At 68.6% G+C, this 22,600-nt stretch carries 21 protein-coding genes; 10 read left to right on the plus strand and 11 right to left on the minus strand.

Features of this window, described 5'->3' with window-relative positions:
• The first annotated feature begins 22 nt into the window (after nucleotides 1-22).
• From ACFVMC_RS09480 to ACFVMC_RS09490, 3 genes are read left to right on the plus strand one after another with little or no spacing between them, the layout of a single operon-like run.
• The gene (locus ACFVMC_RS09480) at nucleotides 23-949 is read left to right on the plus strand and encodes an HpcH/HpaI aldolase/citrate lyase family protein (RefSeq protein WP_379208524.1); all 927 of its coding nucleotides are present in this window, start codon (nucleotides 23-25) and stop codon (nucleotides 947-949) included.
• A 29-nt stretch (nucleotides 950-978) separates the two neighbouring features.
• Nucleotides 979-1,476, plus strand: a complete 498-nt coding sequence (locus ACFVMC_RS09485) for a general stress protein (RefSeq protein ID WP_379208526.1) — start codon at nucleotides 979-981, stop codon at nucleotides 1,474-1,476.
• A gap of 2 nt (nucleotides 1,477-1,478) precedes the next feature.
• Nucleotides 1,479-2,060, plus strand: a complete 582-nt coding sequence (locus tag ACFVMC_RS09490) for a suppressor of fused domain protein (RefSeq protein ID WP_379208528.1) — start codon at nucleotides 1,479-1,481, stop codon at nucleotides 2,058-2,060.
• Nucleotides 2,061-2,063: 3 nt separating this feature from the next.
• Here the strand turns inward: ACFVMC_RS09490 and ACFVMC_RS09495 are convergent, their stop codons facing one another.
• Nucleotides 2,064-3,140, minus strand: coding sequence for a magnesium and cobalt transport protein CorA (locus ACFVMC_RS09495; RefSeq protein ID WP_379208530.1), 1,077 nt, complete (start codon nucleotides 3,138-3,140; stop codon nucleotides 2,064-2,066).
• 74 nt (nucleotides 3,141-3,214) lie between these two features.
• Between ACFVMC_RS09495 and ACFVMC_RS09500 the strand changes: the two genes are divergently transcribed.
• The 4 genes from ACFVMC_RS09500 (at nucleotide 3,215) to ACFVMC_RS09515 (ending at nucleotide 7,925) form a co-directional block, all read left to right on the plus strand.
• Nucleotides 3,215-4,069: a PHP domain-containing protein gene (locus ACFVMC_RS09500; RefSeq protein WP_379208531.1), complete on the plus strand. Its 855-nt coding sequence runs from the start codon at nucleotides 3,215-3,217 to the stop codon at nucleotides 4,067-4,069.
• Nucleotides 4,066-4,332, plus strand: a complete 267-nt coding sequence (locus ACFVMC_RS09505; protein ID WP_379208533.1) for a hypothetical protein — start codon at nucleotides 4,066-4,068, stop codon at nucleotides 4,330-4,332. The genes ACFVMC_RS09500 and ACFVMC_RS09505 overlap by 4 nt, the downstream gene beginning before the upstream one ends.
• 63 nt (nucleotides 4,333-4,395) lie before the next feature.
• Nucleotides 4,396-6,186, plus strand: a complete 1,791-nt coding sequence (locus ACFVMC_RS09510; protein WP_379208534.1) for an FAD-binding protein — start codon at nucleotides 4,396-4,398, stop codon at nucleotides 6,184-6,186.
• A gap of 542 nt (nucleotides 6,187-6,728) precedes the next feature.
• Nucleotides 6,729-7,925, plus strand: coding sequence for an NADP-dependent malic enzyme (locus ACFVMC_RS09515; protein ID WP_379208536.1), 1,197 nt, complete (start codon nucleotides 6,729-6,731; stop codon nucleotides 7,923-7,925).
• Nucleotides 7,926-7,991: 66 nt separating this feature from the next.
• On the opposite strand, the gene ACFVMC_RS09520 is transcribed toward ACFVMC_RS09515, so the two are convergent.
• Genes ACFVMC_RS09520 through ACFVMC_RS09535 form a run of 4 tightly spaced genes read right to left on the minus strand, consistent with a single transcriptional unit; the run spans nucleotide 7,992 to nucleotide 11,471 of the window.
• Nucleotides 7,992-8,699: an ABC transporter permease gene (locus tag ACFVMC_RS09520; protein WP_379208538.1), complete on the minus strand. Its 708-nt coding sequence runs from the start codon at nucleotides 8,697-8,699 to the stop codon at nucleotides 7,992-7,994.
• Complete coding sequence (locus ACFVMC_RS09525; protein WP_379208540.1) at nucleotides 8,696-9,403, minus strand: ABC transporter permease; 708 nt, start codon at nucleotides 9,401-9,403, stop codon at nucleotides 8,696-8,698. Before ACFVMC_RS09525 ends, ACFVMC_RS09520 begins: the two co-directional genes overlap by 4 nt.
• Nucleotides 9,400-10,560 carry an ABC transporter ATP-binding protein gene (locus ACFVMC_RS09530; RefSeq protein WP_379208542.1) on the minus strand — a complete coding sequence of 387 codons (1,161 nt, stop codon included), beginning with the start codon at nucleotides 10,558-10,560 and terminating at the stop codon, nucleotides 9,400-9,402. The genes ACFVMC_RS09525 and ACFVMC_RS09530 overlap by 4 nt, the downstream gene beginning before the upstream one ends.
• A gap of 8 nt (nucleotides 10,561-10,568) precedes the next feature.
• Nucleotides 10,569-11,471, minus strand: a complete 903-nt coding sequence (locus ACFVMC_RS09535; protein ID WP_379209489.1) for an ABC transporter substrate-binding protein — start codon at nucleotides 11,469-11,471, stop codon at nucleotides 10,569-10,571.
• A gap of 174 nt (nucleotides 11,472-11,645) precedes the next feature.
• On the opposite strand from ACFVMC_RS09535, the gene ACFVMC_RS09540 reads away from it, so the two are divergent.
• From ACFVMC_RS09540 to ACFVMC_RS09550, 3 genes are all read left to right on the plus strand, one after another.
• Nucleotides 11,646-12,569: a glycine betaine ABC transporter substrate-binding protein gene (locus tag ACFVMC_RS09540; protein WP_379208544.1), complete on the plus strand. Its 924-nt coding sequence runs from the start codon at nucleotides 11,646-11,648 to the stop codon at nucleotides 12,567-12,569.
• A 124-nt stretch (nucleotides 12,570-12,693) separates the two neighbouring features.
• Entirely contained in the window at nucleotides 12,694-13,392 is a 699-nt protein-coding gene (locus ACFVMC_RS09545) for a PadR family transcriptional regulator (RefSeq protein ID WP_379208546.1), read from the plus strand.
• Between the two features lie 14 nt (nucleotides 13,393-13,406).
• A complete protein-coding gene (locus ACFVMC_RS09550; RefSeq protein WP_379208547.1) occupies nucleotides 13,407-14,882 on the plus strand; it encodes a DHA2 family efflux MFS transporter permease subunit in 1,476 nt (491 codons plus the stop codon).
• A 35-nt stretch (nucleotides 14,883-14,917) separates the two neighbouring features.
• Here ACFVMC_RS09550 and ACFVMC_RS09555 read toward each other — a convergent pair whose 3' ends face one another.
• From ACFVMC_RS09555 to ACFVMC_RS09580, 6 genes are all read right to left on the minus strand, one after another.
• Nucleotides 14,918-15,544: a Uma2 family endonuclease gene (locus ACFVMC_RS09555; protein WP_379208549.1), complete on the minus strand. Its 627-nt coding sequence runs from the start codon at nucleotides 15,542-15,544 to the stop codon at nucleotides 14,918-14,920.
• A 70-nt stretch (nucleotides 15,545-15,614) separates the two neighbouring features.
• Nucleotides 15,615-17,267, minus strand: coding sequence for a molybdopterin-dependent oxidoreductase (locus tag ACFVMC_RS09560; RefSeq protein ID WP_379208551.1), 1,653 nt, complete (start codon nucleotides 17,265-17,267; stop codon nucleotides 15,615-15,617).
• A 111-nt stretch (nucleotides 17,268-17,378) separates the two neighbouring features.
• Nucleotides 17,379-19,178, minus strand: a complete 1,800-nt coding sequence (locus ACFVMC_RS09565) for an AMP-dependent synthetase/ligase (RefSeq protein ID WP_379208553.1) — start codon at nucleotides 19,176-19,178, stop codon at nucleotides 17,379-17,381.
• A 121-nt stretch (nucleotides 19,179-19,299) separates the two neighbouring features.
• Nucleotides 19,300-20,217 (minus strand): alpha/beta hydrolase, encoded by a 918-nt coding sequence (locus ACFVMC_RS09570; RefSeq protein WP_379208555.1) that lies wholly within the window; start codon nucleotides 20,215-20,217, stop codon nucleotides 19,300-19,302.
• A gap of 8 nt (nucleotides 20,218-20,225) precedes the next feature.
• The gene (locus ACFVMC_RS09575; protein ID WP_379208556.1) at nucleotides 20,226-21,056 is read right to left on the minus strand and encodes an SDR family NAD(P)-dependent oxidoreductase; all 831 of its coding nucleotides are present in this window, start codon (nucleotides 21,054-21,056) and stop codon (nucleotides 20,226-20,228) included.
• Between the two features lie 3 nt (nucleotides 21,057-21,059).
• Nucleotides 21,060-22,586 carry a flavin-containing monooxygenase gene (locus ACFVMC_RS09580; protein WP_379208558.1) on the minus strand — a complete coding sequence of 509 codons (1,527 nt, stop codon included), beginning with the start codon at nucleotides 22,584-22,586 and terminating at the stop codon, nucleotides 21,060-21,062.
• Between the last annotated feature and the right edge of the window lie 14 nt (nucleotides 22,587-22,600).

The following is a 22,600-nucleotide window of genomic DNA, read 5'->3' on the forward strand; positions in this document are numbered from 1 at the left end:
ACGAGCCCCGAGAGGAGATCTGATGAAGCCCCGCCGTTCCGTGCTCGCCGTGCCGGGAAGCAATCCGAAGATGATCGAGAAGGCCAAGGAGCTGCCGGTCGACGAGGTGTTCCTGGACCTGGAGGACGCGGTCGCGCCGGTCGCCAAAGCCCAGGCCCGGGCCAATATCGTGGCGGCGCTTCAGGATTCGGGCTGGGGGTCCCAGCTGCGGGTGGTCCGGGTCAACGACTGGACCACGCAGTGGACCTACGCCGATGTGATCACCGTCGTGGAGGGCGCGGGCGCGCGGCTGGACGCGATCCTGCTGCCGAAGGTGACCGACGCCGGACAGGTCCGGGCATTGGATCTGCTGCTCACCCAGCTGGAGCTGGCACAGGGCCTGGAGCTCGGCCGGATCGGCATCGAACCGCAGATCGAGAACGCCCAGGGGCTGCGCGCCATCGACGCGATCGCCACGGCCAGTCCGCGGGTGCGGGCGCTGGTGTTCGGCCCGGCGGATTTCATGGCCAGTATCAATATGCGCACCCTGGTGGTCGGGGAGCAGCCCGAGGGGTACGACACCGGCGACGCCTACCACCACATCCTGATGACCATCCTGCTCACCGCCCGCGCACACGGCTTGCAGGCCATCGACGGCCCGTACCTGCAAATTCGCGATGTGGACGGTTTCCGGCGGGCCGCGGCGCGCACCGCCGCGCTCGGTTTCGACGGCAAATGGGTGCTGCATCCCGGACAGGTCGAGGCCTGCAACGAGATCTTCAGCCCGCGCCAGGCCGACTACGACCGGGCCGAGGAGATCCTGGCAGCGTACGCCTTCCACACCTCGGCCGAGGGCGGTGCGCGCGGCGCGGTCATGCTCGGCGACGAGATGATCGATGAGGCCAGCGCGAAGATGGCACAGGTGATCGCGGAGAAGGGGCGCGCGGCCGGGATGACCCGGTCCACCTAGCAGCGCCGCGTTTCGCGCAGAATGGACATATGACGAATCCCTTGGGGAACGCGAACCGCCGCGCTCAGGGCCTGCCGACGCCGCCGTCGGGCTGGCCGGTCGGCTCCTATCCGACCTACGCCGAGGCGCAGAAGGCCGTCGACTACCTGGCCGACAACAACTTCTCGGTGGGTGACGTGACCATCGTCGGCGTCGATCTGATGCAGGTCGAGCGGGTGCTCTACCGGCTCACCTGGGGCAAGGTGATCGGCGGCGGTATCGCCTCGGGCGCGTGGCTCGGTCTGTTCATCGGCCTGCTGCTGAGCCTGTTCACTCCTGAGGACAAGAGTTCGCTGGCGCCGCTGGCGGTCGGCCTGATCGGCGGCATCATCTTCGGTCTGATCACCACGGCGATCCCGTACGCCGCGACCAAGGGCCAGCGCGATTTCGCCTCCACCATGCAGTTGGTGGCCGGGCGCTACGACGTGCTGTGCGATCCGAAGTCGGCCGAGCAGGCGCGGGACATGCTGGCGCGGTTGGCTATCTGAGCATGGACGTGGTGCAGCAGGTCCGGGCGGGGGTGCTCGGGCATTTCGGGGTGGACGCGGCCGGTGTGGATTCGGCCTCGGTGACTTTTCTCGGCGTGGAGCCGATCGAGATCCTGCGGATCGTCGACGGTGATCTGGTCCATTACGCGACGCTGGGCGGATCCCGCACGCCCATGGGTGATCCCGGCGATGTACTGGCCGATCCGGTGCGCGGTCCGCGCGCCGAACTCATACTGACCTTGCGTGCGGGTGCCGGTGCGGCGTCGGGGCTGGCTCGCGCGCTCGGCGTGCTGGCTGCGACGCCCGCCGTGGAAGGCGTGGTCCTGCAACCGGATGCGCTGCTGGACCTGGGCGAGTCGCTGTGGGCGAATGCCCCGTTCACCGCGGTGCTGCTGGGCGCCAGCGAGATTCCCGAGGTGGCGCTGCCCGAGCCCGCCGAACCGGTGCGTTATCTGACGGTCACCCCGGTCACCGCGACCGAGGCGGCCTGGGTGCGGGTGCGCGGGGCGCAGGCGCTGCGGGAGGCGTGGTCCGAGGCGGGTATCGATACACGCGATCCGGCGCGGGGCGCGGCGTCCCTGTAGTTCTCAGAGCCAGTTGTGCCGGCGGAAGTTGACGTAGATGGCCGTGCATCCGAGCACGATGACGCTCCAGACCGCCGGATAACCCCACGGCTGCTTCAGTTCCGGCATCAGATCGAAGTTCATGCCGTAGATGCCCGCGATCATGGTGGGCCAGGCGGCGATCGCCACCCAGGCCGAGATCTTGCGCATATCGGTGTTCTGCTGCACGCCGATCTTGGCGAGCGCCGCGCTGACCAGTTCGCTCAGTGATTCGTCGAAGTCGGCGATGCGCTCGAAGACCGCGGTGTGATGGTCGGCGACATCGCGCATGTAGCGCCGGATCTCCTTGGGCAGCGGCAGGTCCGGGTTCTGGCTGAGCTGCTGCAAAGGTGTCTGGAGCGGGGCCACCGCGCGCCGCAGTTCCACGACCTCGCGCTTGAGCTGGTAGATCGCCTCGATGGTGATCAGGTTGCGCGGTGTGAAGACGTGTTCCTCCATCTCGTCGATATCGTTTTCGACCGAGTCGGCGACCTCGATGTAGGAATCCACGATGTGGTCGGCGATGGTGTGCAGCACCGAGCCCGGCCCGAGCCTCAGCAGGTCGGGCTCGGCCTCCAACGCGCTTCGAACGCCGGTCAGTCCGCCGTGTTCGCCATGGCGCACGGTGACCACGAAATCTGGTCCGGTGAACACCATGATCTCGCCGGTCTCCACGATCTCGCTGACCGCGTCGATCTCGTGCGGTACGTAGCGCACGGTGCGCAGCACCAGGAACAGGGTGTCGTCGTAGCGTTCCAGTTTGGGTCGCTGCCGCGCGTGCACCGCGTCCTCGACGGCCAGCGGGTGCAGGCCGAAGGTCTCGGCGATATCGGCCATCTGGGCCTGGTCCGGATGGTGCAGGCCGATCCAGACGAATCCCGCTGCGCGGGAGCGCACTTCGGCCAGCGCCGCCTGATGGGTGAACCGGCCCGGCAGGCGTTGCCCGTCGATGTAGACGCCGCAGTCGACCACCGCGCGGGCCGTCGGCACCGGAATGCGCGGCCGCGGCACCGCGGTACGCGACTGATTCCGGAACGAGGGCAGCGGCGGGATCGACGGCACGCGCCCGATGCTACGCAGGTAACAGCCGGATACCGATGATCATGGAAGTACCCACCGCACTGTATGACTGAAGAGTGCGCATCGACCTCCACACCCACTCGACCGCCTCCGACGGCACCGACACCCCCGCCGAACTCGTGCGCAATGCCGCGGCGGCCGGTCTCGACGTCGTGGCGCTGACCGACCACGACACCACCGCCGGCTGGGCCGAGGCCGTCGAGGCGCTGCCCGCGGGCCTGACCCTGGTGCGCGGTATGGAGATGTCGTGCGTCGGTCTCGGCGAGGACGGCTGGCCGGTGCCCGTGCACCTGCTGGCCTACCTGTTCGACCCGACCGACAGCAGTTTCGCCGAGGAGCGCGAACGGCTGCGCGCCGAGCGGGTGGAGCGGTTGCGTGCCATGGCCGAGCGGATGGCGGCCGACGGTCTGCCCGTCGACCCGGACGCGGTACTGGCCTCGGCCGGCCCGTCGGCCGGGCGCCCGCATCTGGCTCGCGCTCTGGTGGCGGCCGGTGTGGTTCCGACCGTGGACGCCGCGTTCACCGATCTGCTCGCACCGCACGGTCGCTACTACGCGGAGAAGGCGGACACGCCACTGCGTCGCGCGGTGGAGATGATCGCCGCCGCGGGGGGCGTGAGCGTCCTCGCGCACGCCCGCGCCCGCAAGCGTGGCCGCATGCTGGCCATCGACGAGATTCGCGACCTGGCCGGGCATGGTCTGGGCGGGCTCGAGGTCGATCATCCCGACCACAGCGCGGCCGACCGGGCGATCCTGAGCGATCTCGCGGCCGAACTCGATCTGCTCACCACGGGCTCCTCGGACTACCACGGCAGCAACAAGACGATCCGGCTCGGCGAGTTCGGCACCGATCCGGCGCAATTGGAACTCCTCGTCGGCAAGGCCGGCGGCGTACCGGTGATATCTCGATGAAGCCGCTGCGCGGGCTGAGCGGCATGGTGGCCGCGGGCACCGTGGTGCTGACCCTGGTGGTGCTCGCGACCGCGTTCATCGGCGCCCGGCGCGGATTTCCCGGTCCGGGTGGGGAATCCGTCGTCTGGCATCTGGGTAGTTCGGTCGTCGCTATTTCCGCACAGCTTTTCGCGGACCGGCGTCGGGGTTTTGCCGCGATATCCGGATCGATGGTTGTTTTTATCGTCTGCGGTTTATTGCTGTGGACTCAGTGGTGGTCCTGATAAACGCGGAATAGTTATCCGGTCGGGTTGCGGGCCGGTGAATTGTGCCCGAATATTTGATCTGTGAGTGCGATCGAGACGGACGTACTGGTTCTCGGCGGAGGCCCCGCCGGAGCCTGGGCCGCCGTCTCGGCCGCCGCGCTGGGCGTCCGCGTCGTGCTGGTGGACAAGCAGCGCGTCGGTATCGCGTCGGCCGCCTGGGGACACCGCCCCTGGCAGGTGCCGCCGGGTGCCGCCCGGGACGCGGCGATTCGGCAGGCTCATCGCTCGGGCGGCGAGCTCGGCGACCCGGACGAGATGCATCGGATCCTGGACGAGACCTGCCACCGCCTCGGGCAACTGGCCGCGTGGGGGCGGCACGGGGGCAGGGCGAACTACTTCCACGCGCTGCGTCGGCGACTGCACGGCGCGGGAGTCCGCGTCCTGGAATACCATCCGGTCCTGCAACTGCTGGTCGATCGCGACGGAGTCGTCGCGGGCGCGACCGGTCTGCGGGCGGACCACCAGCAGTGGACCGTGCGCGCGGGCGCTGTCGTGCTCGCGACCGGAGGCTGCGACTTCCTGGCCGGTGGCTCCGATATCCACACCGGCGACGGGCTGCTGTGCGCGGCCGAAGCCGGCGCCCAGCTGTCGGGCATGGAGTTCTCCAGCGCCTACGACCTGGTGTCGGCGGTGGGCACACCGGTGACCTTCGAGAAGTACTACGACGACGCGGGCACGGAGCTCACCGACCACGCGGCCGCACTCGACGTGATCGCGCTGGGCCATCGGGTCTACGGCGCGCTCGGCGATCTCGGCGGCCCGGCGGGCGCAGTCGATTCGTTCGGGTGGGGGCCCACGGCGGCAACGGCCGGTTCGGCTGAGCGAGTGTCAGGTGCGGGCGCGGCGGTTTCGACCGGGCGAATGGGCGCGGCAGCTCCGGCTGGTCGTGTGTCGGCGGGGGAGGCGGCCGGTTCGGTCGGCCGGGTGCCGCTGCGGCCGGTCCTGCGCGGCACCGTCGGCGGCGCGGGCGGGCTGCTGACCGGTGCGGACGGCGCCACCACGGTGGACGGGCTGTACGCGGCGGGCGATGCCGCGGCGCGGGAGTCGATCCTGGGTGCGGCCCATGCGGCCGGCGGGCAGGGCGGCGCCTGGGCGATCGCGTCGGGGGTGTGGGCGGGTGCGGGCGCGGCGCGGTGCGCGCTGGAGCGCGGCGTGCCGACGACGGCGCATCCGGTGCCCGGCGCCGGCCTGAACAGCCGGTCGCGTATCGATCCGCGGGCGGTCGTCGGCCTGGTGCAGGAGCACACCCTGCCGCTGCGCCGCAGCTACTGGCGTAGCGCGGGCAGCTTGCGCGACAGCATCGCCGAGCTCGACGCCCTGTGGCCCGGCGCGGTATTGGAACTCGGTGGCGCCGGACCGGTCCGGCTGCAAGCCCGGCAGGCGGCCGCGCTGCTGGCGGTCGCCCGGTGGACGAAATACAGCGCGCTGGCCCGCACCGAGAGCCGCGGTATGCACCGGCGGACCGATCATCCTGGGGCGGCCCAGGATTGGCGGGTACGCCTGACCTCGGGCGGGCTGGATCGGATCTGGGTGCGCACCGGTGCGGACAGTCGTGTGCAACCCGTGCGGGCCGCCCGGTTGCCTGTCCCGCGCGGACGCCGGCCGGACAGCGAGGATCACGACGTCTCCCCGGACATTCGGCGCGGCGCGGGGCAGCTGTCGGGGCTGGCCACCGTCCGCTCGGACCGCGAGGTGACCGAGCTCACCGGCTTCCGGCGTACGCCGGGACAGGAGTCGGCGGTGGTCCGCGGTGAGCTCGCGGCCGAGCCGGCGGATCGGCCCGCGGATCCCGGAGCCGCCGTGGCCAGCTGAGGTCGGCCGGTCCGCACAGCGGCCGCCGACCGGCCGTCGGTTCTCTCACACGACCGGGCCGACAGGCTGCGAGTTTCCGCTTACGTAGGGGTAATTCCGCCGTCCTACCCTCGAACGATGGCGCGGCATCGGCAATACCCCAGGCCGGTTTGGCATGTCGTGACACCGGCTGGCAGAATATTGCGGATTCCCCGCTCCGCCACCGCCGGGTTCGGGAATAACGGTGATCTCCGCCGCGCGACGCACCGTCGCACCCCGAGAGTCACCGGAGCATGTTCTGTCCGGACCACCCTCCGGCTCCCTCTTATGGGGAGCGATGCGCCTGGAGGCGGCAGCCTGCGTAACCACGCATGCCACCGCGGACACCGCCGAGAGTCATCAGCGCCACAACACATTTCGATACCGCCGGGTAATAAGCAAGAATATCCGGCAGATCGAAACGTACCGGTGCGCGCACTCGATGTGCGGGATGCAGCACCTAATACCAATTACCCGGCGGTAACCGTCCCCCCGGATTGCCCGACCCGAGCAGGAGTGAAATCGTGTCATCTGTGACTGACGCACCGAATGCCACTGCGGCCCTTTCCGAAATCACCCAGGAAGAGATTTTCGCAGGCCATCTCGGCGGCAAGCTCTCGGTCGAACTCGCGGCCCCGCTGGACACCCAGCGCGATCTTTCGATCGCCTACACCCCGGGCGTCGCCCAGGTGAGCCTCGCGATCGCGAAGGACGCCGCGATGGCCAAGCAGTACACCTGGACCGACCGCCTGGTGGTCGTGGTCAGCGATGGCACCGCCGTGCTCGGTCTGGGCGATATCGGCCCGCGTGGCTCGCTGCCCGTCATGGAGGGCAAGGCGGCGCTGTTCAAGAAGTTCGCCGACCTCAACTCGATCCCGATCGTGCTCGACACCAAGGATGTCGACGAGATCGTGGAGACGGTCATCCGGTTGCGGCCCTCCTTCGGCGCGGTCAACCTCGAGGACATCTCGGCACCGCGCTGCTTCGAGATCGAGCAGCGGCTGATCGAGGCGCTGGACTGCCCCGTCTTCCACGACGATCAGCACGGCACCGCCATCGTGGTGCTGGCCGCGCTCAACAATGCCGCCAAGGTGCAGGGCCGGGCGATCGACGATCTGAAGGTCGTGGTGTCCGGCGCGGGCGCCGCCGGTGTGGCGTGCACCAACATCTTGCTGGCCGCGGGCGTCAAGGACGTCACCGTGCTCGATTCCAAGGGCATCGTGGCCCGGGAGCGCACCGACCTCAACGGTGTGAAGGCCGAACTCGCCCAGCGCACCAACCCGCGCGGTCTGACCGGCGGCCCGGCCGAGGCGCTGGCCGGCGCGGATGTGTTCCTGGGTTTGTCGGCGGGCAAGATCGCCGAGGAGCTCATCGCGTCCATGGCGCCCGAGGCGATCGTGTTCGCCATGTCCAACCCGAATCCGGAGATCCACCCCGAGGTGGCCCGCAAGTACGTCTCGATCGTGGCCACCGGGCGCAGCGACTTCCCGAACCAGATCAACAATGTGCTCGCCTTCCCCGGCGTGTTCAAGGGCGCGCTGGACGCCGGGGCCCGCCGGATCACCGAGGGCATGAAGATCGCCGCCGCCAACGCGATCGCCGCCGTGGTCGCCGATGAGCTCGGCCCGGAGAAGATCGTGCCCAGCCCGCTGGATCCGCGGGTCGCCCCGGCCGTCGCCGAGGCCGTGGCCGCCGCCGCCCGCGCGGAGGGCGTCGCCTGAGCCGACTCTCCCCGGCACTCTTTCGGCCGGGATCCAGACCGGAATCCGGTCTGGATCCCGGCCGATCTAGTTCGCGGGCTGGAGGATACCCGGCGCGGTGAGCGGCAGGCGGCGCAGCCGTCCCGTGCCGGGCGCACTGGCCCACACCGCGAAGGCCAGCACCCCGTCCAGCGCCATGGCCAGCACCGCCACCAGCAGCGCGCCGACCAGCACCCGGTCGTACCGGTAGAGCCCGATACCGTCGAAGATGTAGCGGCCGAGCCCGCCGAGATTGACGTAGGCGGCGATGGTCGCGGTCGCGACCACCTGAAGGGTTGCACCGCGCAGCCCGGTCAGGATGATCGGCAGCGCATTGGGCACCTCGACCCGGAACAGGATCTGCCGCTCCTTCATCCCCATGGCACGCGAGGCGTCGACGACGTCGGCGGGCACATTGGCGATCCCGGCGTACGCCCCGGCCAGCAGCGGCGGCACCCCGACCGTGATCAGTGCCAGCAGCGGCGGGATCAGGCCCAGGCCGAGCAGCAGGACCAGGAAGGTGAGCAGGCCCAGGGTGGGCAGCGCGCGCATGGCGTTGGCGAAGCCGACCAGCAGTGCCGACCCGCGCCGGGTGTGCCCGATGAGCAGGCCCAGCGGGACGGCGAGGAGCGCGGACGCGGCGATCGCGAGCACGCTGTACCAGAGGTGTTCCAGGATGCGCTGGGTGATGCCGGTCGGCCCGGACCAGTTCGCGCCGTCGGTGAGGTACTGCCAGGCGTCGACGAAAAGGTTCATGCGCGAGCCCCTTTCGCGGTCGGCGCGCTGTCCATGCGGCGCGATCGCTGGACACGCGAGCCGCCGGGCCTGACCTCGCGCGCCCACGGCGTGCCCCAGCGTCCGAGCGCGTACAGCACGCGGTCGACGAGCAGCGCGAGCGCCAGCGTGACGATGATGCCCGCGACGATCTCGTCGGTGTAATCGCGCTGATAGCCCTGGGTGAACAGGACACCGAGCCCGCCGCTGCCGATCAGCGCGCCTACCGACACCATGGCGATATTGGTGACCGCGATGACTCGCAGGCTGGACAGGAACACCGGAATCGCCAGCGGCATGTCGACGGTCAGGGTGCGGCGCAGCGGACCGAATCCCACGGCGTCGGCCGCATCGAGCACGCTCGCGGGTACCGAATCCAGGGCGGCGGGCACCGCGATCAGCAACAGGGCCGTGGAATAGATCGCGAGCGCGATAATGACATTGAGCGGATCGATCGTCGATATTCCGACCAGCGGCGGAATGATGACGAACAGGGCCAGCGACGGAATGGTGTAGGCGAGGCTGGATATCGCCGTGGTGGTTTTCCGCAGCCACGGCACGCGGCGGATCAGCGCGCCCACCGGAATCGCGATGACCAGCCCGATCAGCAGCGGTATCAGGGCCAGCTTCACATGGGTGCGGGTAAGCGCCATGATGTCGCCGAAATTGTCGATCAGGTATTTCACGCCGGATCCCCGGCCAGGCCGTGCTCGTAGGCGTCCCGATTGCGGGCCGCGTCCTCGGCGGCGCGCTGTTCGGCCAGGAGCGCCAGCACCTCGGTGGCCAGTACGCCGCCGCGTACCGCGCCCGAGTCGTCCACCGCCACACCGATTCCGGAGGGAGAGGAGATCGCCGCGTCCATGGCCTGGCGCAGGTCGCCGTCCGGGGCGAACAGCGAGCCGCCCGCCGACATGCTGGATGCCAGGTCGTAGCCGGCGCGGATCCGCTCCACGCCGGTCACGTCGACCCAGCCGACCGGTGTGCCGCCGGCGTCGACCACGAGTACCCAGTCGCCGAGTTCCAGTCGCAGCGCCGCCACCTGCTCGGCGGTGGCGGTCCGGATCTCGTGCAGCGGAACACCGTCGGCCCTACGGAAGGACAGCCCGCGGTAGCCGCGGTCATGACCGACGAAGTCGGCGACGAAATCCGTTGCGGGCTGGGCCAATACCTCCTGGGGCGGGTCGTACTGCTGGAGGACGCCGCCGCGGGCGAACACCGCGACCTTGTCGCCGAGGGTGATCGCCTCGTCGATGTCGTGTGTGACGAACACGATGGTCTTGTGCAATTCCGCCTGGAGCCTTTGCATTTCGGCTTGCAGCTCGGCGCGCACCACCGGGTCGACGGCGCTGAACGGTTCGTCCATGAGCAGGATCGGCGGATCGGCGGCCAGCGCCCGCGCCACCCCGACGCGTTGCTGCTGACCGCCGGAGAGCTGTGCCGGATAGCGCTTCGCGAGCTCACGGTCCAGGCCGACCCGGTCGAGCACTTCCAGCGCGGCGGCCCGGGCCGACCTGCGCGAATCACCGCGTAGCACCGGCACGGTCGCGACATTGTCGAGTACGGTGCGGTGCGGCAGCAGGCCGCCGCTCTGGATGACGTATCCGATACCGAGCCGCAGTTTCACCGGGTCGATGGTCGAGATGTCCTGTCCGTCGATCGTGATCGTGCCGCTGGTGGGCTGGATCATCCGGTTGATCATCCGCATCGAGGTGGTCTTGCCACACCCGGACGGGCCGACGAACACGGTGAACGACCTGGTCGGGATCAGCAGATCCAGGTCGGTGACGGCGTGCGTGCCGTCGGGATAGACCTTGCCGATCCCGCGGAATTCGATATCGGACACCGGAACTCCTAACTGATCGGCCGGTCCAGCCCCTGGGCGCGGAGCCAGTCGAGTGCGGCGGCCTTGGGTTCGGTCTTGGTCTTGCCGGAGACCGCCTCGTTGAGCTTCAGCAGCCCCTCGGTGGTCAGCTTGGCCGAGACGGCGTCGAGCACCTTGGTGGCCTTGTCGGACTTCTTCTTGGCGTTGAACAGCGGCACCACATTCTGCGCCGGGAAGTTGTGCTTGGGGTCGGCGAGCACGACCAGATTGTTTTCCAGGATGGCCTGCGAGGTGGTGAAGATATCGGCCGCGGTCACCTGGCCTTCGACCAGCGCGCGCACGGTGGCGGGGCCGCCGCCGTCGGCGATCGGGACGAAGTTGTCGCGCGGAATGTCCAGGCCGTAGTTCTTTTTCAAGCCCGGCAGTCCACCGGTGCGTTCCGCGAATTCCGCGGGAGCGCCGAATTTCACCTCGGCCGAATGCGGGGCCAGATCGGCGATGGTGGTCAGATTCCACTTCTCGGCGGTCGCCTTGGTGACGACCACCGCGTCGGAATCCTCGGCCGGTGCGGGCGCGGCGATGGCCAGGTCCGCGCCGAGCGCGCTGGCCAGCGCCTGGTTCACCTCCGCCGTAGTGGCGGCGGTGGCGGTCTTGTCCAGGTATTGCAGGAGATTGCCGGTGTACTCGGGGATCACCGAGATCGAGCAGCCGCGCAGGGCGGGCACGTAGGCTTCGCGGCTGCCGATCCGCAGGCGGGTGTCGACCCCGAAGCCGTTGATTCGCAGCGCTTCGGCGTAGATATGGGCGACGGTCTCCGATTCCTGGAAGTCGGCCGAGCCGACGACGAGTCCGTCGCCCTCGCAACTTCCCGTGCTGGCGAGCGGGTCGGAATTGCCGCAGGCGGACAGGACCATGGCGACGGCGAGCGCCATCGCGGCGGCGACGAGTCTGGCGGCGCGTAACGCCAGCCGCGACGACGTGCGCCGAGGGGCGGGAATGATCGTGGTCTTCACGGGAGTCCTTCCGGGCAAGGCGTGCTCGAGCATGTGGCCGACGGTCGGCCTCGAGGCCACCGGTACATTCTGGATGTCCATACTGCCCGTTGCATGATGTTCCTGTTCACTACGGAGAGTTGGGGTCACCGGATGGTGCTGGCCGCGTCGAGGCGAATGGTTGCCCGGTTCCTGGTGGTCGCGGTGGCCGCGGTGGCTGTGTCCTGCGCGGACGAGTCCGCGCCCGGGCCGGATTATGTGGTCGGGGCGGGTGATTCGGTGGAATCGGATCTGCTTGCGCAGATCTACGCGGGCGCGCTCGCGCGGACCGGGTTGCGTGTGTCGGTCGAGACCGGGCTGGGTGATCGCGCGGCCGCGCTGGCCGCGCTGGACGCGGGCACGGTGTCGCTGCTCGGTGAGCACAATGGCGATCTGCTCGAGTTCTTCGACAGCGGTGCGACGGCGCGCAAGCCCGATGACGTGAAAGAGGCACTGTACGGATCCCTGCCGGAGGGGCTGGTAGTCGCCGATGCCGCCGACGGAACGGATCTGCGTCCGCGCGTGCTGATTTCGACGGCGGCGGGGGTGCGGTCGGTGGCCCAGCTGGGCGAGCGGTGCGCGGGGACCGTCGCGGTGGCGCCGGTGCCGGTGTGGCTGGCTCCGGCCGGTCCGGTGCGGGTGGCGGCCTGCGATTTAGATTTCGCGGCGGTCGAGCCGATGCGGCCGGGTCCGTTGCTGGAAGCGTTGCGGGACGGGAGGATTCAGGTCGGCGTGCTGAGCGGGCCGCCGATCGGGCTGGCGGCCGATGCGCTGCGCGGCGTCACCGTGCTCACCGATGACGAGTACGCGGTGCGTGCCCGAAATGTCCTGCCGGTTTTCCGTAAGGGCAGCTTGAACGAGGTGCGCGTGAAGAAGCTGAACTATGTCGGGGGCGAGTTGACCACCGAGGAGTTCGTGGAGCTGGTTCGGCGGATCACCGCGGGTGAGGTGAGCTCGGCCGACGCGGCTCGCGCCTGGCTGGACGCGCACGCGCTGTAAGTCCGCTCACAGTCGGGCGCGGCGGCCCTTGCCGCCGCTATCTTCCGCGCCGTATATTCCGTGTGGAGTATTCAGTGTGGAGCATGCCGTGATCCGGCTGCTCGGAGGAGGGGAGGTGGCGCCGATGGCGCGCCCCACATTGACGGCCTTGGCGATCGCCGTGCTGGCCCTGCTGGAGGAGCGGCCGATGCATCCCTACGAGATGTATCAACTCATGCTGGCCCGCGGCGAGGATGTGCTGGTGAAACTGCGGCCCGGCTCGCTCTATCACACGGTGGCGCGGCTGGCCGAGCAGGAACTGGTGCGGGCCGAGGGAGTCGACCGGGCGGGCAACCGCCCGGAACGCACGATCTACCGGATCACCGACCGCGGCCGAAAAGCCATGCGCGCCAGGATCTCCGAAATCATCCGAACGCCCGGCGCGGAGTACCCGGCCTTCCCGGTAGCGCTGGCCGAAGCGCACAATCTGCCCGCCGACTGCCTGCTCGGCTTGCTGCGCGAACGCCTCGACCATCTGGAAGCCGACCTGGCCGACCTGGCCCAGATGGCCGCGTGGGCCCAGGAGCGCGGTGTACCGCGCCGGTACTGGCTGACCTTGCAGTACCTGCAGACCACGCTCGGCGCCGAGGTCGCCTGGATCAACGCCTTCGCTGCCGATCTGGAGAGCGGCGAACTCGAATGGGAGCAATTCGACGACCTGACCGGGGAACGCCGCACCGAACCCGAACAAGCCTGGCCCGGAAGCGAAGTCGCCTACGACGAATTGCCCCCGGTGCCCCGCCGCTCGGCCGCCGCCGCCCGACGGCTCAAACTTTCCCGCTGATTGGAGCGAAACCTATGCCGACACAACGTAATCCGTGGCTAGCGCTGGGCGCGCTGGTTGTCGGGTTCTTCATGATCCTGCTCGATATGACGATCGTCGCGGTGGCCAACCCGGCGATCATGCAGGGCCTGCACGCCGATGTCTCCCAGGTGATCTGGGTGACCAGTGCCTACCTGCTCACCTACGCCGTGCCGCTGCTGGTCACCGGGCGGCTCGGTGATCGCTTCGGCCCCAAGAACATCTACCTGATCGGCCTGGTGGTCTTCACCGCCGCCTCGCTGGGATGCGGTCTGTCGGGGACCATCGCCCAGCTGATCGCCTGGCGGGCCGTGCAGGGACTGGGCGCCGCCATGATGACGCCGCAGACCATGGCGGTGATCACCCGCACCTTCGCGCCGGACAAACGCGGCGCGGCCATGGGCCTGTGGGGCGGCGTGGCGGGGCTGGCGACGCTGGTCGGCCCGATCCTCGGTGGCGTGCTGATCGATTCGCTCGGCTGGGAATGGATCTTCATCGTCAATGTGCCGGTCGGTGTGCTCGCGTTCGTGCTGGTGGTGTGGCTGGTGCCGACACTGGAGACGCACGAGCACCGCTACGACATCCCGGGCATCGTGCTCAGCGGTGTCGGCCTGTTCCTGCTGGTCTTCGGTTTGCAGGAGGGCAATACCCACGACTGGTCGGCACGGATCTGGCTGATGATCGCCGCGGGCCTGGCCTTCCTGGTCCTGTTCGTGGTGAACCAGGCGCGCAATACCGACGAGCCGCTGATGCCGCTCGGGCTGTTCAAAGACCGCAATTTCGCGCTGTCGTCGCTGGCCATCGCGGCCATGGGCGCGGCCGTCACATCGCTGATGGTGCCCGCCTACTTCTATCTGCAGGCGGTGCGGGACATGTCGCCGACCAAATCGGCGCTGGTCTTCGCGCCGATGGCGATCGTAACCGGGGTGCTGTCGCCGTTCGTCGGCAAGTTCTCCGACAAGATCGCACCGCGCGTGCTCCCGACCCTCGGCTTCGCGCTGTTCGCGGTGGCGGTGTTCTGGTGGGCCGTGCTGATGGCGCCGGATTCCTCGATCCTGTGGTTCCTCGCGGCGGCCCTGCTCGCCGGTATCGCCAACGCGTGCGTCTGGGGCCCACTGGCCGCCACTGCCACCCACAATCTGCCGGTGCATCAGGCCGGTGCGGGCGCGGGCATCTACAACACCACCCGCCAGGTGGGTTCGGTGCTCGGCAGCGCCGCGATCAGCGCGCTCATCGCGGCCCGGCTCAGCGCCAACGGACTGAGCGGCGGCGCGCCCATCGGCGAGGGCTCCGGCCAGTCCATCCCGGACCAGATCCGTGACGAATTCAGCACCGCCCTGGGCGAATCCATGCTGCTCCCGGCCTGCATCCTGCTGATCGGCGTGGTCGCCGCCGCCCTGTTCGTCAGCCACAGCCGCAGCGCCGGGCCGCCGATGGACAAACTGGCGAAGCCGGAATCCGTCAGCCACTGACTGCCCGGCCGGGCCCGCTCCCACGGGCCCGGCCGTCAGCGCACCAGATTCGCGAGACGACTCCAGTCGATACGCATCCGCACCGGAAGCTCCACCACGCTCTCCGTATCCGCGGGTTCGAAGACGACGTGTGACCGATACTGGCCGAGTACGTGATCCAGGACGTAGGTTTCGATCGAGGTGACCCGGTTGTCCGACACCCAGACGATCCAGTACCACGGAATCCCCGCCATGGCGTATTCGGCCTTCTTCACCGCGGTGTCGGTCTTCTCGCTACCGGGCGACACGATCTCCACCGTCAGCTTGATCATCGATGCGGGCAGTGGGCGCAGGTCTTCGGGGGCGCAGTCGAACAGGGCGACGTCCGGACGGCGGATGCTGACTCGCGGCAGCTCCCAGAGCAGGACATCGAAGTCGGTATCCACGTCGAGGCAGCCATCCTGATGCTGCCGCATGTGCGTTTCGGCTGCGGCCTCGAGCAAGTTGGCGAGCCGGCGTGCGGCCTTCTGATGGGGCCTGGTCGCGGATTCGGCGCGAATCGCCTCACCGTTCACCACCTCGACCTGGCGGCAGAAGTCTTCGGGTAGGTCGCGCCAGATGTCGAGTGTGATGGGCTCGGGTTGCAGGTTCTCTGATCTTGCCCAATCGAAGATTGCGGACACTCGGACTCCTTGGAATTGGCTACAGTCATCCCGTTCGACGCCGTTGACCTGGACCGATACTACCGTCAAGTCAGCTCACCTGGACGGTGACCGAGGGGAGGCCGGTGGCGCCGTCGGGGACGACGTCCTGGAATTCGGCGATCTGGGGTTGGCCGGTGGCGTCGATGGCGCGGGCGCGCGGGGTGTGCGGGCCGGGTGTGGCGTCCCAGTCGTAGACCCATTGGCGCCAGGTGTCGATGGACTGGTCGGCCGATAGGCGGGCGGGTTGCCATGGGCCGCCGTCGATTTGGACCTCGACGGCGGTGATGCCGCGATGCTGGGCCCAGGCGACGCCCGCGATCGGGACGCGGCCCGCGGTGAGGCGGGCGCGGGCGCGGGGAGTGTCGATCCGGGAGGCGGTTTTGATCGGCCCCCGCGCGGACCAGCCGCGGTCGGTCCAATAGGCGGTGGCACGGTCGAAGCGGGTGACCTCGAGGTCGACGACCCACTTGGTGGCCGACACATAGCCGTACAGCCCGGGCACGACCAATCGCACCGGGTAGCCGTGCTCGACCGGCAGCGGTTCCCCGTTCATGCCGACGGCGAGCAGCGCGTCGCGCCCGTCGGTGAGCGTGGACAGCGGTGTGCCGCAGGTCCATCCGTCCTGCGAGGTGGACAGCACCATATCGGCGTCGGGATGTGGCCCGGCCTCGGCGAGCAATTCGTCGAGCCGGTACCCGCGCCACAGCGCGTTGCCGATCAGGTCGCCGCCCACCGGATTCGAGACGCACGCCAGGGTGACCAACCGCTCCACCGCGCCGCGCCGCGCGAGATCGGCCCAGCTGAGCCGGATTTCACGCTCCACCATCCCGTGGATCCGAAGCGACCAGTCCTCGATCGACACCTGCGGAACGATCAGTGCGGTATCGATCCGGTAGAAGTCCGCGTTGGAGGTCAGATAGGGCGTCAGGCCCGGAATCCGCAGATCTGCTTCCGGTGCGAGCGAAACCGGTGGCCCGCTCGGCTGCGGCAGCTCGACCGCTGCCCGCTCCGCCGACACATCCCCGCGTCGCACACCGAGCAACCGCCCGCCCACTCCGGCGACGATGGCCAGCCCACCGGTAATCGCCAAGCCCCGCAAGAGAGTTCGCCGCTCAGTCGCCGCAGCCGTAACGAGCGGGCCCGCAGCCCGCGCTGCCACGCTGCCGCTTCGGCCGGTCGGGTCGCCCACCCATGTCGCCCGACCACTGGTAGCCGCGCTCTGGTCCACCGTCGCCGGGGTTGCCTCATCGGTCGTCCTGCCACGGGCTCGCGCGCTGGCCACATCGTCGATCATCGCGGTCAGTACCCGCAGCGCGTAGATACCGGTGGCGACACCGAGCGCGGTCGGCAGCGCACCCGCGAGGCCGGTGCGGCCCACCGCGATACCGGCGGCGAGCAGGCCGACCACCGCGAGCAGGAGCGATCCCGCCGCACGGTCGCCGCGTTCGATCGCGCCCGCGATACCGGCCACGATCGCCGCCACCAGGCTCATGCACAGATAGAGCACGGCTTTGTCGTTGGTGCCGAAGGTCTGGATCGCCCACTCCCGCAAGTCATCCGGCGTGCGATCGATGACGGTCGACCCGAGCGCGACCAGCGGTGCGGTGGTCGCGCCCGCGAACGCCGCGACCAGTTCGGCCACGCCGAGCGCAAGCCCGGCGGCCAGGATGCCCGCCACCACCCGGATTCGCAGCTCAGCCATGAGCCCGAGCCTACTGCCGCGCCTGTCCGAGCACAGCCGAGCTGCCGCCCGGCCCACGCAAAAGCGCCGCTCGCGAAGGTGTTTCGCGAGCGGCGCTTTGCGGGTTCGAACTCAGCTGTAGATGGCGTCCACATCCGCGGCGTACTGCTTCATCACCACATTGCGCTTGAGCGACATCTTCGGGGTGAGCTCACCGGTCTCCTGGGTCCAGTCGACCGTGAGGATGCGGATCTTCTTGATGCCCTCGGCCTTGGAGACCTTCTTGTTGGTCTCCGCGACGGCGGCCTCCACCTCGGCGACCAGGGTCGCGTTGGCGATCAGCTGCTCGATCGGCGTGTCGGCGGCCAGGCCGTTGCGCTCCTTCCACCCGGGCAGGGCTTCCGGATCCAGGGTGATCAGCGCGCCGATGAACGGCTGACCGTCGCCGACCACCATGACCTGGCTGATCAGCGGGTGTGCGCGCAGCGAGTCCTCGAGCACGGCGGGGGAGACGTTCTTGCCGCCCGCGGTGACGATGATTTCCTTCTTGCGGCCGGTGATGGTGACGTAGCCGTCGCCGTCGATGGCGCCGAGGTCGCCGGTCTTGAACCAGCCGTCGGCGAACGCGTCGGCGGTCGCCTCCTCGTTGTGCCAGTAGCCGCCGAATACCGAGAAGCCGCGCAGCAGCAGTTCGCCGTCGTCGGCGATCTTGACCGCATGGCCTTCGGTGGGCTTGCCGACGGAGCCGACCCGGATGCTCTCGGGGGTGTTCACGGTGACCGCGGCGGTGGTCTCGGTCAGGCCGTAGCCCTCGTAGATGGTGACGCCGACGCCACGGAAGAAGTGGCCCAGGCGCGCGCCCAGCGGCCCGCCGCCGGACACGGCGGCCTCACACTGACCGCCCAGGGCGACCCGCAGCTTGCTGTAGACCAGCTTGTCGAACAGCGCGTGCTTGAGCTTGAGCACCAGGCCCGCGCCGCCGTTGTCCAGCGCTTCGCTGTAGGCGATGGCGGTCTCGGCGGCGGCGTCGAAGATCTTGCCCTTGCTCGTGCCGCCGTCGTGCGCCTTCTGCTTGGCGCCGTTGAACACCTTCTCGAAGACGCGCGGCACCGCCAGGATGAAGTGCGGGCGGTAGCTGCCGAACTGGTCGACCAGGGTGGACCAGTCGGAGGTGTAGGTGACGATGACCTTGGCGTCGAAGGCGGCCAGGTTCACCGCGCGGGCGAACACGTGCGCCATCGGCAGGAACATCAGGGTCTTCTTGCCCTCGACGATGTACTTGCGCAAAGCCAGGCGGTCGGACTTGGACTGACCGTAGAGGTTGGCGTGGGTGAGCACGACGCCCTTGGGGCGGCCGGTGGTGCCCGAGGTGTAGATCAGGGTGGCGGGCGATTCGGCGCCGACCTGCTTGCGACGCTCGTGGACGACGCTGTCGTCCAGGTGCGCGCCGCGCTCGATCAGCTGGTCGACCGCGCCCTGGTCGATCTGGAGGGTCTCGGCCAGCTCGGGCAGTGTGCCGGGCTCGATCTCGGCGATGGTGGCGCGGTGCTTGTCGTTCTCGACGATGAGCAGCTTGGTGGCCGAGTCCTGCAGGATCCATTTGGCCTGCTCGGCGGCGGAGCTGTCGTAGATCGCGACGGTGCAGCCGCCGGCGGCCCAGATCGCGAAGTCGATGAGCGCCCACTCGTAGCGGGTGGCGGCCATGATGGCGACCCGGTCGCCGAAGCCGATGCCGGAGGCGATGATGCCCTTGGCGACGCCGGTGACGGCCTTGGCGAATTCCGCCGCGGTCACATCGGTGAAGCCGCCGTTTCCGTTGGACACGTTGAACAGAACCGCGTCGGGCGACTGTTCGGCATGCCGGAAGACGTTGTCGGAATTGTTCGCGCCCGCCGGGATTGTGTAAGAAGCCGGAACTTCGAACTCGCGCATCAGTGCCCTTCCACGTGGTTTACTCGCCAGTAATCTACGACACCTAACGGCCGGTAGTCATATCGACCACCGGAATTGTCTCCCACGCGCCGCTGACGGGCCGTGAACCCCTGGATCGAATTCATCCTAGGTCGGGTGTCGATACTGGCTGTACAGCTTCTTTCAGAAATTCGCCCAGTTCCTTGACTGCCGCCGCGGCGGCCGCCACGAACGCCGCCTGCGCCTGCGCGACATGCCAGAGCCCCTGGCTCTCGGTGAACCGGACATGCACACCGGCGGCGCGCAGTGCCGTGACCAACTCCGTGCACTGCGGGTGCAGCAGCTCACTCACGTCGACCTGGACGTAGGTGGGCGGCAGCCCGGTCAGCTCGCCGCGCAGCGGCGCGTAGCCGGGGTCGTCGCGGTCGCCGTCGCCCAGGTAGGCGGCGGCGCAGGCGCGTGACCACGGCCGGTTGATCACCAGGTCGCGCTCGCGTTCGGGGACCACGTTGGGGTCGGTCCAGGGCGCGATCAACCCGAGCGCGGCCGGGGTCAGGCCGTGCTCGGCGATCAGCCGCTGCGCGGTGGCCAGGCTCAGGCCGCCGCCGGCGGAGTCGCCCGCGAGGGCGATCCGCTCGGCGGGGTGGCCCAGATCCTCGACCAGCTGACGGAAGGCCGCGACGGCGTCGTCGAGCCCCGCCGGAAACGGGTGTTCCGGCGCCAGCCGGTAGTCGAGCAGGTAGACGGCGCAGCCGGTCTCGTGCGCCAGCCGGGCGGCCAGCGAGCGGTGGGTGACCAGCGAGCCGACCGCGTAGCCGCCGCCGTGCAGGTACAGCACCGCTCCGGTACCGGAACTGCCTCGGGCGGTGAGCTTTTCGGCGGTGCGCCCGCCCAGCCGGAGCCGCCGCAACTCGGTGTCGTCGGGCAGCCACTGCATGGTGGCGCCCAGATCCATCAGCTTGCGCTGGACGGGGAACGACAGTCGGGCGTTGAGCATGACCGGAAACATCCGGCCGAGTACGGCTCTGGCTATCGGCAGCGGAATGGCGATGTCGCGCAAGGGATTCCTCAGGGCATGAAGGAGCGGTTCACCACGGCGGCGATCCGCTGGTATCCGGAGGCGGTGACGCGGACGAAGGCGTCGAGCAGCTTGGCTTCCCAGCCGATCAGCACCCGGCCCTGCTTCTTGCGCACGCCCTCGGTAATGGTCTGCGCGGCCATTTCCGGGGTGTGGATGGCCAGTTTGGCGTCGAACATGGCGGCGGCCTTCTTGCCGTCGATCGACTCCGAGTAGGTGGCGTTGCGCGCCACCGCGGTCTTGATACCGCCGGGATGCACGCAGGTGACCTCGACCGGGTGCTTGCCGCCGATCATCTCCTGGCGCAGCGATTCGGTGAATCCGCGGACCGCGAACTTCGCCGAGTTGTAGGCGCTCTGGCCGGGCACCGCGATCAGGCCGAACAGGCTGGAGACATTGATGACGTGACCTGCGCCGGATTCCATCAGCATGGGCAGGAATGCCTTGGTGCCGTTGACGACACCCCAGAAGTCCACGTCCATGATGCGTTCGATGTCCTTGAACTCGGACTTGATCACATCACCGTGGTAGGCGATACCCGCGTTGTTGTAGATCTGGTGCACCACACCGAAATGCGCCTTCACGGCATCGGCGTAGAGCAGTACCGCTTCGCGCTCGGCCACATTGAGCCGATCCGATTTCACCCGTGCGCCAAGGGCTTCGCAGCGTCGCACGGTTTCGGCGAGCCCTTCGGTGTCGATATCGGACAGCGCCAGTTCGGCGCCGCGCTTGGCCAGGTTCTCCGCCAGGGCGCGGCCGATTCCGGACCCGGCGCCGGTGATCACACAGACCTTGCCCTTGAAGTAAGCATCGTTGCCCACGGTTTATGCCACCACTTTCCGGTCGCCTGCCGACGACGTCGTCTCGTATGCGGATACGTCGAACTTCTTGGTGAGCCTACGGAATTCGAAGGTGAAGTCCGGCCACAAAGTCGTATTGTTGCCGTGTTTGTCGAGGTACCAGCTGGCGCAGCCGCCGGTGTTCCACACGCTCTTGGACAGCTTGCGCTGGAGCTCGCGGTTGTAGGTGTCCTGCACCTCGCGGCGCACCTCGACGGTGCGCAGGCCGAGCCGGTCCACGGTGGACAGCGCGTCGGCGATGTAGTTGATCTGCGATTCGATCATGAACACCATCGAGGTGTGGCCCAGGCCGACGTTCGGGCCGAGCAGGAAGAACATGTTCGGGAAGTTGGCGATGGCCGAGCCCTTGTAGCCCTGCTGGCCGATCTCGTCGAACACCTCCGAGAGCGTGCGGCCGTCCTTGCCCGCGATGGTCTCGAAGATGGGCGAGTCGGTGACGTGGAAGCCGGTCGCCACGATCAGGGCGTCGATCTCGCGCTCGGTGCCGTCCTGGGTGACGATCGAGCCGGCCCGGACCTCCTTGATGCCTTCGGTGACCACGTCGACATTGTCGCGGCTCAGGGCCGGGTAGTACTCGTTGGAGATCAGCATGCGCTTGCAGCCGATCCGGAAGTTCGGGGTGACCTTCTTGCGCAGCTCCGGATCGCGGATCTCGAGCTGCAGCTTGGCCTTGGCCAGTAGTTCGAAGCCCTGCATGATGGCCGGGAGCTTGGCCAGGCCGACGACCTGGGTTTCGCGGGCGGCGTAGATGGCGGCGCGGGACAGGCGCTGTACGCCGGGAATGTGCTTGAACGCGAAGCGTTCCGGCGCCAGGTACGGGCGGTCCATACGGGGCAGTAGCCAGGGCGCGGTGCGCTGGTAGACGTCGAGGTGGCCGACCTTGTCCGCGATGGCGGGCACGATCTGGATGGCCGAGGCGCCGGTGCCGATGATGGCGACGCGCTTGCCGCTGAGGTCGGCGTCGTGGTTCCAGCGGGCGGAGTGGAAGATCTCGCCTTCGAACTCGTTGATGCCCTTGATGTCGGGCAGTGCGGGCTCGCAGAGCGCGCCGACGGCGGAGACGACGGTGTCGGCGGTGAACCGGCCCTTACTGGATTCGATCTCCCACTGCGAGGTGTCGTTGTTCCAGCGGGCGCTGGTGACATCGCAGTCGAACAGGTGGTTGTCCAGCACGTTGTAGCGCTCGGCGACGCCGCGGATGTAGCGCTGGATCTCGCCCTGCTTGGAGAACGAGCGCGTCCAGTTCGGGTTGAGCGCGAAGGAGTAGGAGTACAGGTGCGACGGCACGTCGCAGGCGGCGCCCGGGTAGGTGTTGTCTCGCCAGGTGCCGCCGACATCGCTGCCGCGCTCCAGGACCAGATAGTCGGTGCGGCCCTGCTGGCTCAGCCGGATGGCCAGTCCGAGCCCCGCGAAACCACTGCCGATGATGATCGTCTTGACGTGGCGGGCGGGGCGGTTGCCGACAGCTTTGTCTGTAACCTTGCGACTCATGTAATTGAGCGTAC

Origin of the sequence: Nocardia sp. NPDC127579 (assembly GCF_042672005.1) — a bacterium.
Taxonomy (GTDB): domain Bacteria; phylum Actinomycetota; class Actinomycetes; order Mycobacteriales; family Mycobacteriaceae; genus Nocardia.